Here is a 13,512-nt window from a genome sequence, read left to right on the forward strand (position 1 = left end):
CTATTCTGAACACAGATTCGGCGCGAACTTCTGCTTTCTTGGTGAAGACGCGTCGATTTTTTATTGTCCACCTTGTGTCAAGTGGCGTGGTTGGGCTGCTGCTTTTCCGGCTTTTGCCTCGGCGGGAGGCTGGGTCGATGGGTGTCGGCTGTCGGCTGTCGGCGAGCCAGGTTCGTCGCGGACGTCTAGGTGCTGGCGAGTTCGGGAGCGGCGGGCTTGGGTCGAGTCCTCGGGCGGGCTGAGCTGAGTTCCCGGGCTAGGCGGCGGAGTTCCCAGGTGAGCCGAGTCCTCAGGCAGGCAGGCTGAGCCGAGTCCTCAGGCGGGCCTGGGCCGAGTCGCCGGGTGGGCTGGGCCGAGTCCCTGGGCGGGGCTGCGGAATCCCCAAGGGAGCGGAGTCCTCAGTCGGGTTGAGCCGCGTCCTCGGGCAGGGTGGCGGAGTCCTCGGACGAGACGAGCCGAGTTCCCCAGGCGGACTGAGGATCCGGGCGCGGCAAGCTTGGGCCGAGTCCTCAGTCGGGTTGAGCTGAGTTCCCGGGCCGGGCGGGGGAGTTCCCAGGTGAGCCGAGTCCCAAGACGAGCCGAGCCCCCAGTCGGGTTGAGCCGATCCGGGCAAGGCAGCTGAGCCGAGTCCCCAGGCAAGGCGGTCGAGTCCCTGATGGGCTGAGCCGAGTCTCCGGGCGAGCCGAGCCAACTTCCCGGGGGGCCGGCCGAGTCCCCCGCACGCTCCGCGTGCAAGAGGGCGAGCCGAGCCAGGCCCTCAGCAGGGCGGCCGAGTCCGCACGCGGGCTGAGCCGAGTCCTGCGGCAGAGCAGCAGAGTCCTCAGGCGAGCGGAGCCGTGTCCCCAGGCGAGGCGAGCCGGAGGCCCCGGGCAGGCGGGGCTCGTGACGGCGAGGACCGAGCCCCGAGCCGGGGTATGCCAAGCCGTCCCGATGTGGCGGGCGGGCTGGCTCCTGCCATGTGGACGTCTCGTCGGCGGAGCGCCCTGCCCGTCTTCTCGCATGCCCCGAGTCCTGATCTTGCCCGCGCCAACCGCACGCTCGCTCCCGACAGCTCGAATTCCGTGGACGAGCAGCGATTCTGCGGCATCCCCCGGGGCTTGCGGCAAGCCCCGGGGTGCGCTATATCTTAGAAAGGGCGGAGGAAATCATTCTTCACAATGCGCGGAATCCCGCGCGGTTCACGGCTGCCCCGCCGGCACCCAGTTGCGCACTGCCGGCCGATAGCCCTCCGGCTTGTCGCCCACCTTCGCGCCCGGGTTGACCAGCCACGACTGGTAGTCCGGCGTGAACATCCGGTACGGCCCGGCCGGCGGCACCTCGCTCGCGCGGTCCAGGGCGTCGCGCAGGTCGGCGGGCAGGGTGAAGTCGAGCGCGTGCATCGTCGCGTCCAGCTGGTCCGCGCTGCTCGCACCGACGATCGCCGACGCGATGCCCGGCTGCGTCGCCACCCAGTTGATCGCGACCTGCGCCATCGTCGCGTTCAGCTCGTCGGCGACTGTCTCGAGCGTCTTCAGCAGCTCCCACTGGCGCGCCGTCCAGGTCCCGGACGCGCCGGTGCCGGTCAACCGCCCTTCGCCGCTCAGCCCCTCTGACGAGCTGCGATATTTGCCGCTCAGGAATCCGCTGCCGAGCGGGCTCCACGCGGTGATTCCCAGCCCCAGCTCCTGGCCCGCCGGGACGTGCTCGGTCTCGATCGTCCGCTCGATCAACGAGTACGGCAGCTGAAGACTGATCATCGGCGGCAGCGAATGCGCGTCGGCGAGTGTCTGCGCGCGGCTGGCGTACCACGCGGGCACGTCGGACAGCCCGGCGTACCGGATCTTCCCCGCCCGCACCAGATCGTCGAATGTTCGCAGCACTTCCTCGACCGGCGTGATCCGGTCCCACGTGTGCAGCAGGAACAGGTCGAGATAATCGGTGCCCAGCCGGCGCAGCGACGCCTCCACCGACCGGATCATGTGCTTGCGCCCGTTGCCGCCCGCGTTCGGATCGCCCGGGTCGACGCTGTTGGTGAACTTCGACGTCACCACGAGCCGATCCCGGTCTCCCGTCTCGGCGATGAACTTGCCGAGCAGCCGCTCGCTCTCGCCCGCGGTGTAGAAATCAGCGGTGTCGATGAAGTTGCCGCCTTCCTCGACGTACTTGCGAAAGATCGGCCGCGCCTGCTCCTCGGACTTCCCGTAGGCCGCGTGGAACCCGTCGGTGCCGAAATTCATCGTGCCGAGCGCGAGCCTGCTGACCCGCAATCCGGACCGGCCGAGCAGGTAATACTGGTCAAGAGACATCGGGGTCCTCGCTCCGTTCCACTAACACGCGCGGGCCGCGCCCGCCTGGCTCGGCCAGCGTGCCCGCGGAAAAATGGACCAGCAAGTCCAAAATCTGAGGGTGTCGGGCAGGCGGGTAGGGGTTGTCAGGGAACCAGCCACGGCAGGCCGGGGTTCTGGAGAAACTGGCACCCGTGAAGGGCCGCTCGACGCCGGGCGACCTCGAGCGGATCGCGAAGCGGACCGGAGTAGCAGCGCCAGCGAAAGAAGTGTCGGCTGAAGCGAGCGACAAGCCGAATGTTCCGCGCCGAATAATCCACCCCGCAGTGCTCTCGCTTCCTTGCCTACCAATGACTTCGCTGAAGGAACACCGCCTGTTCCGTCCGCCTGTGAGCCGCCGAGCCGCTACACGTCTAACCCCTGCCCGCCGAGCCCGCCGACGCAGCCGCTACTCGCCGAGTAGTAACCGGCCCAGCCGCAACCCGACCGCGATCGGCCCAGCAGCAACCCTGCCGTGCCCCGCCGAGTCGCGACCGGCCGAGCCGCAACCCGCCGAACTGCGCCCCGTCCAGCCGCGACCCACCCAGCCGAGCCGCGCCAGCCGCGGCCCAGCTCACCTCGCCCGCCGCAACCCGCCCCGCCCGAACCCCCACCAGGACGTAAGCTGCGGAACATGCCGTCGAACATGATCAGCCTCCGCGGCGTGCGCACGCACAACCTCGCCGACGTGGACGTCGACATCCCGAAGCACCAGCTGGTCGCGGTCACCGGCGTTTCCGGGTCCGGCAAGTCGTCGCTGGCGTTCGCGACGCTGGCGGCCGAGTCGCGGCGGCAGCTCTACTCGACGATGCCCGCGTTCGTCCGGACCAAACTGCCGCACGATCCGGCTCCCGAGGCCAGTTCGCTCAGCGGGCTGACCACCGTCGTCGTGGTGGATCAGCGGCCGCTCGGGACTAACTCGCGGTCGACGGTCGGCACCGCCACCGAGGTGTGGACGATGCTGCGGATGTTGTTCTCCCGCCTGGGAGAACCGTCCGCGGGCTACTCGCCCGCCTACTCCTTCAACGATCCGTCCGGCATGTGCCCGGCTTGCGCGGGGCTCGGCACGGTCACCGACATCGACGGCGAGCGGATGATCGACCGCAGCCGTTCGCTCAACGACGGGGCGATGGTCTTCCCCAGCTTCGCGGTCGACAGCTGGATCTGGAAGCGCTATGTCTACTCAGGATTCTTCGACAACGATCTGCCGTTGCGGGAGTGGCCTGAGGAACTGGTGCAGTTCCTGCTGCACGGGCCGACGCAGAAGCCGCCGAATCCGTTGCCCCGCTTCCCGGCCAGCGCCAAGTACCAGTCGATGGTGCCGCGGATCCGGCGGCTGCTGGTCGAACGCGAGGCCAAGATGGGACCTGCGGTGCGGGCGGCGCTGGCCGACGTGACCCGGCAGCGGCCGTGCCCGGACTGCGGCGGCAGCAGGCTCGCTCCGGCCGCCCGGGAGAGCCGGATCAACGGGGTGTCCATTGTGGACCTCGGGTATCGCGACGCGGCGGGACTGCTGGAATTCTGCGCCGGAGTCGCGCACGAGTGGGCGCGTCCGCTGGTGGCGGCGCTGCGGTTGCGGCTGGAATCGATGATCACGCTCGGTCTCGGCCATCTGCACTGTTACCGCGCGACGCCGACGTTGTCCGGCGGCGAATCGCAGCGGCTGAAGCTGGTGCGGCACTTGGGGTCGAGCCTCACCGACCTCACCTACGTGCTCGACGAACCGACGGACGGGCTGCATCCGGCCGATGTCGCGTCCCTCGTTGACGTATTACGGCGGCTGCGTGATCACGGCAACACGGTGCTGGTGGTGGATCACCACGAAGCTGTGATGGTGGCCGCGGACCACGTGATCGACTTGGGCCCGGGAGCGGGGGAAGCCGGTGGACGCGTGGTGTTTCACGGTTCGCCGGCGGAGTTGCGGAAGGCGGACACGACGACCGCGCGGGCGTTGCGCACGGGGGTTCGGCTCAAGGACACGCTGCGGGAACCGACCGGCTGGCTGCCGTTGCGCGGGCTGGACCGGCACACTCTGCGCGACATCGACGTCGATGTGCCGACGGGCGTGCTCACGGTGATCACCGGGGTGGCCGGCTCCGGGAAGTCGACGCTGGCCGGCGAACTCGCCGAGCGGCACCCGCGGTTCACCGTCGTCGACCAGAGCCAGATCGTCGCGACGGCGCGCTCGACGGTCGGCACCTGGCTCGGGCTGGCGGATCCGGTCCAGCGCGCGTTCGCGGAGGTGAGCGGCGAGTCGCCGAGGCTGTTCAACCCGCGCTCGCAGGGCGGGTGCCCGGCCTGTCGCGGCACCGGCGTCCGGCGGACCGATCTGGCCTTCCTGGAGGACGTCGACACCCCCTGCGAGGAGTGCGACGCGACCGGATTCCGGGCCGAGGCACTGGAAACGCGGCTCGAAGGGCGGACTGTGCTGGAGGTGCTGGGCACGCCGGTGTCGGCGCTGGCACGGTACGTGCCGCATCCGGACGTGGTCCGGCTGGCCGCGCTGCTCGGCGAACTGGGGCTCGGGCACCTGGCGAGCGGCCGTACGCTCGACACGCTTTCCGGCGGCGAGCGGCAGCGGCTGAAACTCGCCCGCCAGCTCGACTCGACCAGCGACGACCTGCTCGTCGACGAACCCACCGCGGGCCTGCATCCCAGCGATACGACGCGGATGGTGGCGCTGCTGGACCGGCTCGTCGACGAAGGCCGCACGCTCGTCGTGGTCGAGCATTCGCTGCACGTGGTCGCCGCGGCGGACTGGGTGCTCGACCTCGGCCCCGGCGCGGGTGAGAACGGCGGCCAGGTGCTCTACACCGGCACGCCGAAGGGGCTCGCTGAGCACGACGGGGCGACGGGACGGTATTTCCGGGCGGCGCTCGGCGGATAGCGGCGGCCCGCCGGGACGAGGGTCTGGTGCTCACGCTGCCGCCGCCCGTTGGTTCCGTGAGGGCCACCTTCAGGGACACTGATTCCCTCAGGGTTCCCCTCACAGCCCAAGCGACCCATGGGGCGTGACGTGGGGGAGCGCGGCTAATGCGGGAACCGGCGCGCCCCCGCGCCGCCCTGCCCGAGAACGTCGTCCGGATTCGAGTAAGGGCAGGACTTCAGCGACAGGCAGCCGCAGCCGATGCAGTCGGTGAAGCGGTCTCGCAGCGCGGCCAGTTCCTCGATCCGGGCGGTGAGGCGGTCGTGCCGGCGGCGGGAGAAGCGGGCCCAGTCGCGTTTGGTGGGGATGCGGCGGTCCGGCAGTTCGGCGAGCGCGTCCTTGATCTCCTCCTGCGACACCCCGACCCGCTGCGCGGTCTGCGCAGCGGGTCGCGGCGGTACTCGCGCCGGTTGCCGCTTGTTCGCCTGCTCGCGATGAGCCCGCGGCTCTCGTAATAGTGCAGCGTCGGGACGCTCACGCCGGCGCGTTCGGCGATCTGTCCCGGCTTCAGCCAGACGACCTCGCGCGTGATCTGGGGCATGGCAGCTCTTTCCGTGCTTGACATCAAGTCCGCTTGATGAAGTCCACTGTGAGCACCGCCCGGCAAGCGGCGGCGGATCGCTGAGGCCGCGGTTGTGGAATGGGGGCGGCGCCGGGACCGGATCGAGCAGGCGGGGCGCGCGGACGAGCTGACGATTCGCATGGATACCGCGGCGCTCGAATTGCAGCGCGACGAGGTGTTCGCGCTCAGGGATAATGAGGACTACGCCGCGGAAGTACAAGCGGATCACGAAGAAGAACAAGTGCGCGGGATCAATTCCGTGCCGACAGTCGTGCATGGCAGCCGCGTTGTCGCCGGGGCACAAAGCGTCGCGGAATTGACGGAATTCGTTCGGTCGGCAGCGAAGGCGGTGGCGTGATGTCCGGGATTCCGGCTGTGATGCGTGCTGCCGCGATTGACGAGTTCGGACCTGCTGAACGGCTGACCGTTCACCAGTTGCCGACGCCGGTCGCGGGGCCGGGACAGCTGCTGGTGCGCGTCGAAGCTGCTGGCGTTCAGCCGACCGACGTCGCGATCCGGGACGGCTGGACGCCACCGGGGGCGACTATCGAATTCCCGCAGATTCTGGGCAACGAGTTCGCTGGGACGATCGTTCAAGTCGGCACGGGGTGACCGAATTCGAGACAGGTCAACAGATTGCCGGGTTTCGATCGCTGGGCTGCTACGCCGAGTACGTCGCCGTGCCAGCCAGCCAAGCGACGCTCAAACCGGAGAAGGTCGATTGGCTGACGGCGGAGCGTTGTCTGCTTCCGGGCAGACGGCGCATACCGCGTTGGAACGGCTCGGCGCACGGTCCGGTGAGACGATCCTGATTCACGGCGCGGCTGGTGGCGTCGGCTCGATGGCAGTCCAGCTGGCGCGCCATCGCGGTCTGCGGGTGATCGGGACCGGCAGTGCGCAGAACCAGGAATATCTCCGCGCACTTGGTGCCATACCAGTGATATACGGCGAAGGCGAGCTAGCTCGCGTGCGGGAAGCCGCTCCGGACGGTATAGGCCTCGCTTTCGACACGGCCGGGCACGGAAACCTTCCCACCGCGGCGGAAATCGTGGCTGATCGTGGCCGGATCGGGTCCATTGTGGAGCCGGTGTTGACCGCGGAACTCGGCGCGCAGTGGATCACCAGCGACCGATCCACCCGGCGGCTCCGCGAACTTCTCGACCTGTGCGCAGGAGGCGAACTGCGGGTCACCGTACGGGCGGAGTATCCGCTCGACGCCGCCGCGAGCGCCCATCGCGAGGTAGCCGCCGGGCACGGTCGCGGCAAGGTGGTGCTGCGGATCGGCTGAATTAAATCGGTGGACGGGGGCATAAGGCGCCGTTATGGTTCGCCCCGACCGTGACTCGACACCGGGAGGTGAGCCCCATGAACGCTGTTTCGATGTGGGTGCTCCCCGTGTCGTCACGGTCGGGCGACTGACGTAGGGGTTGCCAGGAGCGCCTTGAGCTGAAGGCACTCCGAAAGGTGACCATCATGGACACTGTGCGTTTCACCGAGGGCGAGCCCGCGGTGAGCATCACCCGGGTCGAACCCGGACTGTGGCAGGCGCTGGACGACGGCAGGCTGGCCGGTCGCGGCGAGGCCACCACGCGGCCCGACGGGCGGGTTTTCCTGAGCGTCGACGCCTGGCATCGCTCCGTCTTCGACCAGCTCGCCCGCGAAATGCTGGCAGCGCTGCCGGAGCCCCTCCACACCGTGGTCGACGAGACCGACCACGAAGTGCTGGACGGCTGGCAACAGGTCGGTTTGACGATCCGCCGGCGCGAATGGGAGTACGTCGTGCCTACCGATCCGCGCGGCACCGAGCCGGTTGTCCCGCTTGGCGTCACGCTCGTGCCTGCCGGTTCCGCTGAAGAGGGTCCGTTGCGCGAGCTGGACCGTGTCGTCCGCGCCGAGGTCGAGGCGACCGTCGGCTGGTCGGAAATGCCAGCCGAGGTGCTGCCGCGCCCGGCTGGCGACACTGTTGTGGATCCGTCGAAGTACGCCGTGGCTGTCGAGGACGGCGAATACGTGGGCCTGGTCCGCGTGGTTCAGGTGACGCGGCTGCCCCGGATCGGGCTCATCGCCGTCCGTGCGGACCGGCAACGCCGCGGCATCGCGCGCGGGTTGCTGCTCCATACGCTCGGCGTCCTGCGCCGTGCGGGGATCAAGACGGCGTCGGCCGAGGTCAACGAGTCCAACGCGGCGGCGACGGCCCTGTTCGAGGGCATCGGCGCGCGGCGGGCGAACAGCACGGTGGAGCTGATGCGCGATGGCCGGTAAAGGCGGGATCGAAGTGGAAGGAACCGTGGTCGAGTGCCTGCGCGACGCCCGGTTCACCGTCGAACTGGCGAACGGGCACCACGTGCTGGCCCACATCAGCGGCAAGATCAGGAAGAACTTCATCAAGATCGTGCCGTACGACCGGGTTCTGGTGGAGCTGAGCCCGTACGACCTCGACCGGGGCCGGATCCTGTTCCGGTACCGGAACTAGCTTGACCGGCTCCTGCGGTCCGCGCCGGGACCGCGGGAGCCGGTCAGCTCGTTTTCGCGGTGGCGAGCCGGGTCAGCGCGGCGCATTTCCGGTCGAAGTTCGCCACGATGTCGCCGCAGATGATCCGCACCATCACCGCCCGCAGCGGGGTGTCGAGGACGAGGTGCTGGGTCAGTTCGGCGCCGCCGGGGACGGCCGCGACGCTCAGGCCGAGGTCCATCCGCCCCAGCGGAACCGGCTGGCGGAGCCGGATCTCGTGCCCGGGCCGCCAGCCGGTGAAGGTGAAGTCCTGCGCGATTCTCGCGTGCACGCGGCCGCGGATTCCGCCGGTGGGGTAAAGGAATCCGGTCGACCCGGCCGCGATCGGCCCGTGCAGTTCGACGCGCGCGACGTCCGGGTCCCAGCGCGGCCAGTTCTCGACGTCGGCGAGGACGTCCCAGAGCGCGGCCGGGTCGACGGCGAGGCTCCGGGCGGAGGTTCTGTCCCAAGTCATGCCCCCGAAGATATACGGAACTGTCAGTCTCGTAAACTGTGCTCCATGACGCACACCCGGCGCGGACGGCCGCGGGAACAGGGGATCGACGAGGCGGTGCGGGCCGCGGTCAACGAACTGCTGGAGGAGGTCGGCTACCAGCGGTGCACGGTCGACGCGATCGCCGCGCGCGCCGGGGTCGGCAAGGCGGCGCTCTACCGGCGCTGGAAGTCGAAGGCGGAACTCGTCTTCGCGGCCGTCGTGCACGACGACGCACTGGCACCGCCGCCCGACACCGGCACCTTGCGCGGTGACGTGGCGGGCGTTCTCGCCGCCATTCAGTCCGCTTTGGACGGACCGCAGGTGCGAAACGCGTTGCCGGGCCTGCTCGCCGACCTGCGCGCCGACGACGCGCCCACAGCCCGGATCGGCGAGCTGTTCCTGGTGCGGGAACGGGCTTATCTGGCAGAGGTGCTCGACCGCGCAGTCAACCGCGGCGAGCTGGTTCGACGCCCCGAGGTGCCCGTAGTGCACGCGATGCTTCTCGGTTCAGTTTTCGCCTGGCTGCACCTCTTGCGCGAGGCAATACCGCCGGGCGGTCTTGCCGAGACGCTCGCGCCAGGCCTGTACGTCGCCATTGCCGAGCTAGGAGGCGTTGCTCATTTTCCCACGTAACCGCAACGGATTCCGCGTCATCGACGAGGTCGCGGCGAGGGTTTGCGCCGCGCCAGCTCGTCCGCGATTATCGCGTCCAGACGGGTGTTCGCACTGCGAAGCGCACGGTATCCCCGGTGTGCCACCACGATTACCGCAATCCCGACAACCAGCGCGATCGACAGGACCGGCCCGTGCGAGACCAGGGCGTCCCGGTAGTCGCGGGCGAGATAACCCAGCCCGAGCCCGGCGGCGAGAGCGTCGAGGAGCGCGAGCGGAACCCGTCCGGGGATGTGCATGGCGGTCTCCTCTCGGGACCCGACTCCAGCAATGTAGGCGACCGGAGGCCCCCGCGAGGGTTCCCGACCCGATCGGCCTACGCCCCCGGCCCGCGCGGGCCCTGTGCTAAGTTGACCTGAACTGGGGGGATCGACCTGCGGAAGCGAACCCAGGGGCCGGTAGCTCAGTTGGTTAGAGCAGGGGACTCATAATCCCTTGGCCGTCGGTTCGAGCCCGACCCGGCCCACTCTGCCACCCTTTGCGTAGGGTCTGACCTGGGGAAACAGCCTCGAAAACGATCTTGAGACGAGGTCTCGCGGAGGCGCTGGAGACGAGCACAGCGCTGGTAACCCAAGGGATCTTTCGAGTACGACTGATTCCATGACCGCTGTTGAGGCACCCGTGGAGGTGCTCGAGCCCGATGACATCCGGGAGCTCGTCCCGGACTGGAGAACGCATCTGAGGGCCAAGAACCGCGCCGACTCGACGATCGACGCGTACCTCGACAGCGTGGCCATGCTGGTCAACTACCTCGACGACGAAGACCTCTCAATGCTCGCCCCGGAAATCGGGCGACGGGAGCTGGAGCGGTATTTCGAATACCTCCGCCAGCGTCCGAATTTCCGCACCGGCGAGTCGCTGTCGCACAGCTATATCGCGAAGCAGTATCGGCACCTGCAACAGTTCTGGCGCTGGCTCGACGATGTGGAAGAGATCGTCGACATGTCTCCGTTTTACAAAATGGAGGTGCCCCACGTCTCGGACGATCCTCCGGCGGTTCTGCGTGGTTCTGAACTGAAGTCGCTGCTCGACACTACAAAAGGGAAGGGTTTCGCCGAACTCCGGGACCGGGCGATTATGTTGGTGCTGATCGACTGCGGAGTCCGGATCGGCGAACTCGCCCCGTTGTGCGTGGCGAACCCGGCGGAGCAGGACCGCGGGAGTTTCGATTTCGATGTCGACGTGATACGCGTTCTGGGGAAGGGCCGCCGCGCGCGCGACGTGCCTTTCAACCCGGCGACGGCGGAGGCGCTCAGACGCTACTTCCGTGCCCGTGCACGCCATCCTTACGGCAGGCGCACGACCGCGGCGTGGCTAGGTCGCTCCCGCCCGATGACCGAGTGGGGAATCAGGTCGATGCTCGACCGTCGCGCGGAGCAAGCTGGCATCAGACCGGTGTTCCCGCACCTCTTCCGCCACACCTGGGCGCACCGGTGCAAGCTGGCGGGCATGAGCGACGAAGCGATCATGCGGATCGCGGGCTGGCGCACCCGCCAGATGCTTGACCGGTACGGGGCTTCGGCGGCGGACGAGCGGGCGCAGGAGGCGCACCGGAAGCTGAACCTCGTCGAGTCGCTGCTCTAACCGTCAGTGGGCTCAGCGGTGACGTCCGCGTGCCCGAGAGCTGCGGTAGGCCAGCTTTTGGAAGTATGCGCGTTTGGCTGCCAATGCTTGCTTCTGCCGCGTCGCGTCGTCCATGACGCCTTCTGGATCCACCATCCGCTCGAATCGATCGAGCGCGGCTTTCCGCGCCGGCGCGGTCCGTGCTGCTCGGTCGGTGGTACGCGACCAGGACACATGCGCGGCGGCGCGCGCTCGCATGGACCGTTGAGCAGGGGTCAGCCCTTGGTTCTCTGTTTCATAGCTGCCCATCTGGCCCTCCAGTTGGTGCGGAAGAAGCTGGGGAAGGGCAAGCGACGTTGACGTCGGCGCGGTTCGAAGGCCTGCTTCGTGGGCGAAGCAGATGCCGTGCGGGAAGGGAGACCGCCTTGCCGGTCGAATAGATTTCGCTTGTGCTGCGCAGTATTTCGGCCGGGTGGCAGTTCGGACAGCGTCGGACGTCGCCGTTGTGGTCGGTGGTGGAGCGGGTGGCTACCGGGTCGCCGGGGCGTGCGTCGCAGTGGCCGCAGGGCGGTGGAATGCGGATCGCCTCGCGCGAGACCGGATGGTTTATTGACGGTTCATGGATGGTTTGGCGGCAGGGTTTGCCCCTCGCCGGGCCATTGTTTGCCGCCCGTTCGGTCGCGTTTTGCCCCCCGTGCTGTTCTGCGGGCGGCAGTGCCTGCCCCTGGCTGGAGGCTGGGTGTTCGTCGCCTGCGGTCCGGTCGGAGCTGTCGATCCGCTCTGGCGTCGTCATGCGCAGGTCGTAGCCGTTGGGCCGACGGTCGGCGCGCTGTACGTGGGCTGCGACGATTCGGGGGTCGGCGGGGGCGATGAGGCCGAGCTTCTCCAGACCTCGGAGGGCGTAGCGGACCGAGCGTTCCGAGAGACGGGTGTATCCGGCGAGGGTGGTCAGAGACGGGAACGCGTTGCGACCGTCCGGGTCGGCGTGATTGGCCAGGCCGATCAAGACGACGGCGAGGCTTGACGAATCACGCCGGTCCACGGGGATGGGGGCGTGTCTAAGCGCCCAGTTGATTGCTTCGATGCTCATGGCTTGCCTGCTCGCGGTCGCGTTTGGACTGCGTGCGGGACTGTGCTGTTGCCGCACGCAGCTGGGTTAGGCGGATTGAGGAATTTCCCTCCGCCAGGGCGTTCTGAGCGGGGGCGCTTGTGCTCGGATTGAACTGGGCACGCGTTCGATTCGGATGATCGCCGCGGTCCAGGTCATGCCGACGCCTACACCGACGAGGGCGACGTGGTCGCCAGGCTGGACCGCGTCTCGTGCGAGCACGTGCGTGAGACCGACGATCTGATCATTGGGGCCTAGGTGTCCCCATTGACTGCCGACGTCGTGCAGCGTGCGTTCAGCGGGGATGCCGAGCGGGCGGAGACAGTGGGTGTCGAGCAGGTGGCGTCCATAGTGCGGCAGGAGGGTCCAAACCAGCTGATCAAGCGGCACGCATGCGTCGGTCAGCGCACGGTCCATGACCGCGCGGATGCCTCGGGCATTGCGGGTCCTGATCGAGTCCGCGCCGACCGCAGTGACGTACTGGAGTTTGCGTTCGCGGACGCGTTCCGGACCGGATTCGATGGTTCCGGCGGGAAGGAATCGGTGGTGCCCGCGGTGGAGCTGTTCCAGACTGGGATCGGCGTAGGACGCGGTGGCCAGGACCCGCGCAAGTCCGGGGCGGTCGCCGAGGATGAGTGCTGAACCGCCGTCCCCGTATGCGATGCCGTGGTCGGCGGTGAGGTGGTCGAAAGCTGGCGGACCGAACACTTCTCCGCCGGTGAGCATGAGGTGGTGGATGTCGTGGCTGCCGGTGAGGATGCGTGCACCGAGGTCGATGCCGCCGACGAGCGAATTCGACATCGCGTTGAGCTCCGCGGTGATGCCAGGACCGGCGGGGAGACCGAGCTTGGCGCGGATGTAGCTGGCGCGCGACCAGAAGTCGATGCCGCGGCTGCCGCGCCAGATGGCGCTGTGCAGATGCAGTTCGGGCACAGGGAGCGGCCCGTTGGTGACCTGCGCCAATGCGGAGAGCGCGGCAGTGCCCGCTTGGACAGCAAGATCCATGCCTGTTGTGCGCTGCGCGACTGAGATGGATTGCTGTCCAGTCGGATGGCCTTGATCTACAGGTGCAAGTTCGCCGAGGGCTGCGCCGATGCCTCGGACGTGGAGCGACGGCCACCTCATGAGCGTTCCTCTGCACGCAAGTCGGCTTCGATTGCGGCCATCGAGGTGTAGTAGGCGCGAAGTTGACTGCGGGTGATGCCTGCCTGGGCCGCGACTTCGTCAAGGCTGACAGTCGGCAGGCCGGGCTGGGATTGAGCGGTGAGAAGTTCGCGGGCGGCACGCAGGATCAGGGTCCGCACGGCTTCCTCCCTGGCGGGCTCTTGCGCTGGCGGCACGTTTGTCAGCGCTGGAGGGAGGGGAGGGCGGGGCAGAGTGTGCCGGTCGTG

At 68.4% G+C, this 13,512-nt stretch carries 15 protein-coding genes, 1 tRNA gene and 1 pseudogene; 9 read left to right on the top strand and 8 right to left on the bottom strand.

Annotated elements, in window-relative coordinates:
• Nucleotides 1–1,178 precede the first annotated feature (1,178 nt).
• Nucleotides 1,179–2,285, bottom strand: coding sequence for an aldo/keto reductase (locus tag ACZ7SW_RS39255; RefSeq protein ID WP_470235435.1), 1,107 nt, complete (start codon nucleotides 2,283–2,285; stop codon nucleotides 1,179–1,181).
• A 652-nt stretch (nucleotides 2,286–2,937) separates the two neighbouring features.
• On the opposite strand from ACZ7SW_RS39255, the gene ACZ7SW_RS39260 reads away from it, so the two are divergent.
• On the top strand, nucleotides 2,938–5,190 hold the full coding sequence (locus ACZ7SW_RS39260) for an ATP-binding cassette domain-containing protein (RefSeq protein WP_470235436.1): 2,253 nt from the start codon (nucleotides 2,938–2,940) through the stop codon (nucleotides 5,188–5,190).
• Nucleotides 5,191–5,333: 143 nt separating this feature from the next.
• Here ACZ7SW_RS39260 and soxR read toward each other — a convergent pair.
• Nucleotides 5,334–5,770: pseudogene (gene soxR, locus ACZ7SW_RS39265) on the bottom strand (redox-sensitive transcriptional activator SoxR).
• A gap of 94 nt (nucleotides 5,771–5,864) precedes the next feature.
• Here soxR and ACZ7SW_RS39270 point away from each other — a divergent pair.
• The 5 genes from ACZ7SW_RS39270 to infA all read left to right on the top strand — a co-directional run bounded on the left by ACZ7SW_RS39270 (nucleotide 5,865) and on the right by infA (nucleotide 8,264).
• On the top strand, nucleotides 5,865–6,149 hold the full coding sequence (locus ACZ7SW_RS39270; protein WP_470235437.1) for a thioredoxin domain-containing protein: 285 nt from the start codon (nucleotides 5,865–5,867) through the stop codon (nucleotides 6,147–6,149).
• Entirely contained in the window at nucleotides 6,149–6,403 is a 255-nt protein-coding gene (locus tag ACZ7SW_RS39275) for an alcohol dehydrogenase catalytic domain-containing protein (RefSeq protein ID WP_470235438.1), read from the top strand. Before ACZ7SW_RS39270 ends, ACZ7SW_RS39275 begins: the two co-directional genes overlap by 1 nt.
• Before the next feature lie 109 nt (nucleotides 6,404–6,512).
• Nucleotides 6,513–7,079 (top strand): zinc-binding dehydrogenase, encoded by a 567-nt coding sequence (locus ACZ7SW_RS39280; protein WP_470235439.1) that lies wholly within the window; start codon nucleotides 6,513–6,515, stop codon nucleotides 7,077–7,079.
• 185 nt (nucleotides 7,080–7,264) lie between these two features.
• Nucleotides 7,265–8,053 carry a GNAT family N-acetyltransferase gene (locus ACZ7SW_RS39285; RefSeq protein ID WP_470235440.1) on the top strand — a complete coding sequence of 263 codons (789 nt, stop codon included), beginning with the start codon at nucleotides 7,265–7,267 and terminating at the stop codon, nucleotides 8,051–8,053.
• On the top strand, nucleotides 8,043–8,264 hold the full coding sequence (gene infA / locus ACZ7SW_RS39290) for a translation initiation factor IF-1 (RefSeq protein ID WP_116202922.1): 222 nt from the start codon (nucleotides 8,043–8,045) through the stop codon (nucleotides 8,262–8,264). The genes ACZ7SW_RS39285 and infA overlap by 11 nt, the downstream gene beginning before the upstream one ends.
• A 43-nt stretch (nucleotides 8,265–8,307) precedes the next feature.
• On the opposite strand, the gene ACZ7SW_RS39295 is transcribed toward infA, so the two are convergent.
• Nucleotides 8,308–8,757, bottom strand: coding sequence for an SRPBCC family protein (locus ACZ7SW_RS39295; RefSeq protein ID WP_470235441.1), 450 nt, complete (start codon nucleotides 8,755–8,757; stop codon nucleotides 8,308–8,310).
• Nucleotides 8,758–8,802: 45 nt separating this feature from the next.
• Between ACZ7SW_RS39295 and ACZ7SW_RS39300 the strand changes: the two genes are divergently transcribed.
• A complete protein-coding gene (locus tag ACZ7SW_RS39300) occupies nucleotides 8,803–9,411 on the top strand; it encodes a TetR/AcrR family transcriptional regulator (RefSeq protein ID WP_470235442.1) in 609 nt (202 codons plus the stop codon).
• A gap of 17 nt (nucleotides 9,412–9,428) precedes the next feature.
• Here ACZ7SW_RS39300 and ACZ7SW_RS39305 read toward each other — a convergent pair whose 3' ends face one another.
• Nucleotides 9,429–9,689 (bottom strand): hypothetical protein, encoded by a 261-nt coding sequence (locus ACZ7SW_RS39305; protein WP_470235443.1) that lies wholly within the window; start codon nucleotides 9,687–9,689, stop codon nucleotides 9,429–9,431.
• Between the two features lie 153 nt (nucleotides 9,690–9,842).
• Between ACZ7SW_RS39305 and ACZ7SW_RS39310 the strand changes: the two genes are divergently transcribed.
• Both ACZ7SW_RS39310 and ACZ7SW_RS39315 read left to right on the top strand, forming a co-directional pair.
• Nucleotides 9,843–9,916, top strand: a tRNA-Ile gene (locus ACZ7SW_RS39310).
• 134 nt (nucleotides 9,917–10,050) lie between these two features.
• Entirely contained in the window at nucleotides 10,051–11,034 is a 984-nt protein-coding gene (locus ACZ7SW_RS39315) for a tyrosine-type recombinase/integrase (protein WP_470235444.1), read from the top strand.
• Nucleotides 11,035–11,046: 12 nt separating this feature from the next.
• Here the strand turns inward: ACZ7SW_RS39315 and ACZ7SW_RS39320 are convergent, their stop codons facing one another.
• From ACZ7SW_RS39320 to ACZ7SW_RS39335, 4 genes are all read right to left on the bottom strand, one after another.
• Entirely contained in the window at nucleotides 11,047–11,322 is a 276-nt protein-coding gene (locus ACZ7SW_RS39320; protein WP_470235445.1) for a hypothetical protein, read from the bottom strand.
• Nucleotides 11,309–12,103, bottom strand: coding sequence for a helix-turn-helix domain-containing protein (locus ACZ7SW_RS39325; protein ID WP_470235446.1), 795 nt, complete (start codon nucleotides 12,101–12,103; stop codon nucleotides 11,309–11,311). The genes ACZ7SW_RS39320 and ACZ7SW_RS39325 overlap by 14 nt, the downstream gene beginning before the upstream one ends.
• A 66-nt stretch (nucleotides 12,104–12,169) precedes the next feature.
• Complete coding sequence (locus tag ACZ7SW_RS39330) at nucleotides 12,170–13,126, bottom strand: 3-oxoacyl-[acyl-carrier-protein] synthase III C-terminal domain-containing protein (protein WP_470235447.1); 957 nt, start codon at nucleotides 13,124–13,126, stop codon at nucleotides 12,170–12,172.
• Between the two features lie 116 nt (nucleotides 13,127–13,242).
• Nucleotides 13,243–13,425, bottom strand: coding sequence for a hypothetical protein (locus ACZ7SW_RS39335; RefSeq protein WP_470235448.1), 183 nt, complete (start codon nucleotides 13,423–13,425; stop codon nucleotides 13,243–13,245).
• Between the last annotated feature and the right edge of the window lie 87 nt (nucleotides 13,426–13,512).

The organism is Amycolatopsis sp. NPDC114484 (genome assembly GCF_055633755.1).

Coding starts and splice junctions, on each gene's coding strand:
- ACZ7SW_RS39325 (WP_470235446.1), bottom strand. CDS start 12,103: ATGAGCATCGAAGCAATCAACTGGGCGCTTAGACACGCCCCCATCCCC.
- infA (WP_116202922.1), top strand. CDS start 8,043: ATGGCCGGTAAAGGCGGGATCGAAGTGGAAGGAACCGTGGTCGAGTGC.
- ACZ7SW_RS39300 (WP_470235442.1), top strand. CDS start 8,803: ATGACGCACACCCGGCGCGGACGGCCGCGGGAACAGGGGATCGACGAG.
- ACZ7SW_RS39260 (WP_470235436.1), top strand. CDS start 2,938: ATGCCGTCGAACATGATCAGCCTCCGCGGCGTGCGCACGCACAACCTC.
- ACZ7SW_RS39275 (WP_470235438.1), top strand. CDS start 6,149: ATGTCCGGGATTCCGGCTGTGATGCGTGCTGCCGCGATTGACGAGTTC.
- ACZ7SW_RS39315 (WP_470235444.1), top strand. CDS start 10,051: ATGACCGCTGTTGAGGCACCCGTGGAGGTGCTCGAGCCCGATGACATC.
- ACZ7SW_RS39305 (WP_470235443.1), bottom strand. CDS start 9,689: ATGCACATCCCCGGACGGGTTCCGCTCGCGCTCCTCGACGCTCTCGCC.
- ACZ7SW_RS39255 (WP_470235435.1), bottom strand. CDS start 2,285: ATGTCTCTTGACCAGTATTACCTGCTCGGCCGGTCCGGATTGCGGGTC.
- ACZ7SW_RS39320 (WP_470235445.1), bottom strand. CDS start 11,322: ATGGGCAGCTATGAAACAGAGAACCAAGGGCTGACCCCTGCTCAACGG.
- ACZ7SW_RS39285 (WP_470235440.1), top strand. CDS start 7,265: ATGGACACTGTGCGTTTCACCGAGGGCGAGCCCGCGGTGAGCATCACC.
- ACZ7SW_RS39330 (WP_470235447.1), bottom strand. CDS start 13,126: ATGGATCTTGCTGTCCAAGCGGGCACTGCCGCGCTCTCCGCATTGGCG.
- ACZ7SW_RS39295 (WP_470235441.1), bottom strand. CDS start 8,757: ATGACTTGGGACAGAACCTCCGCCCGGAGCCTCGCCGTCGACCCGGCC.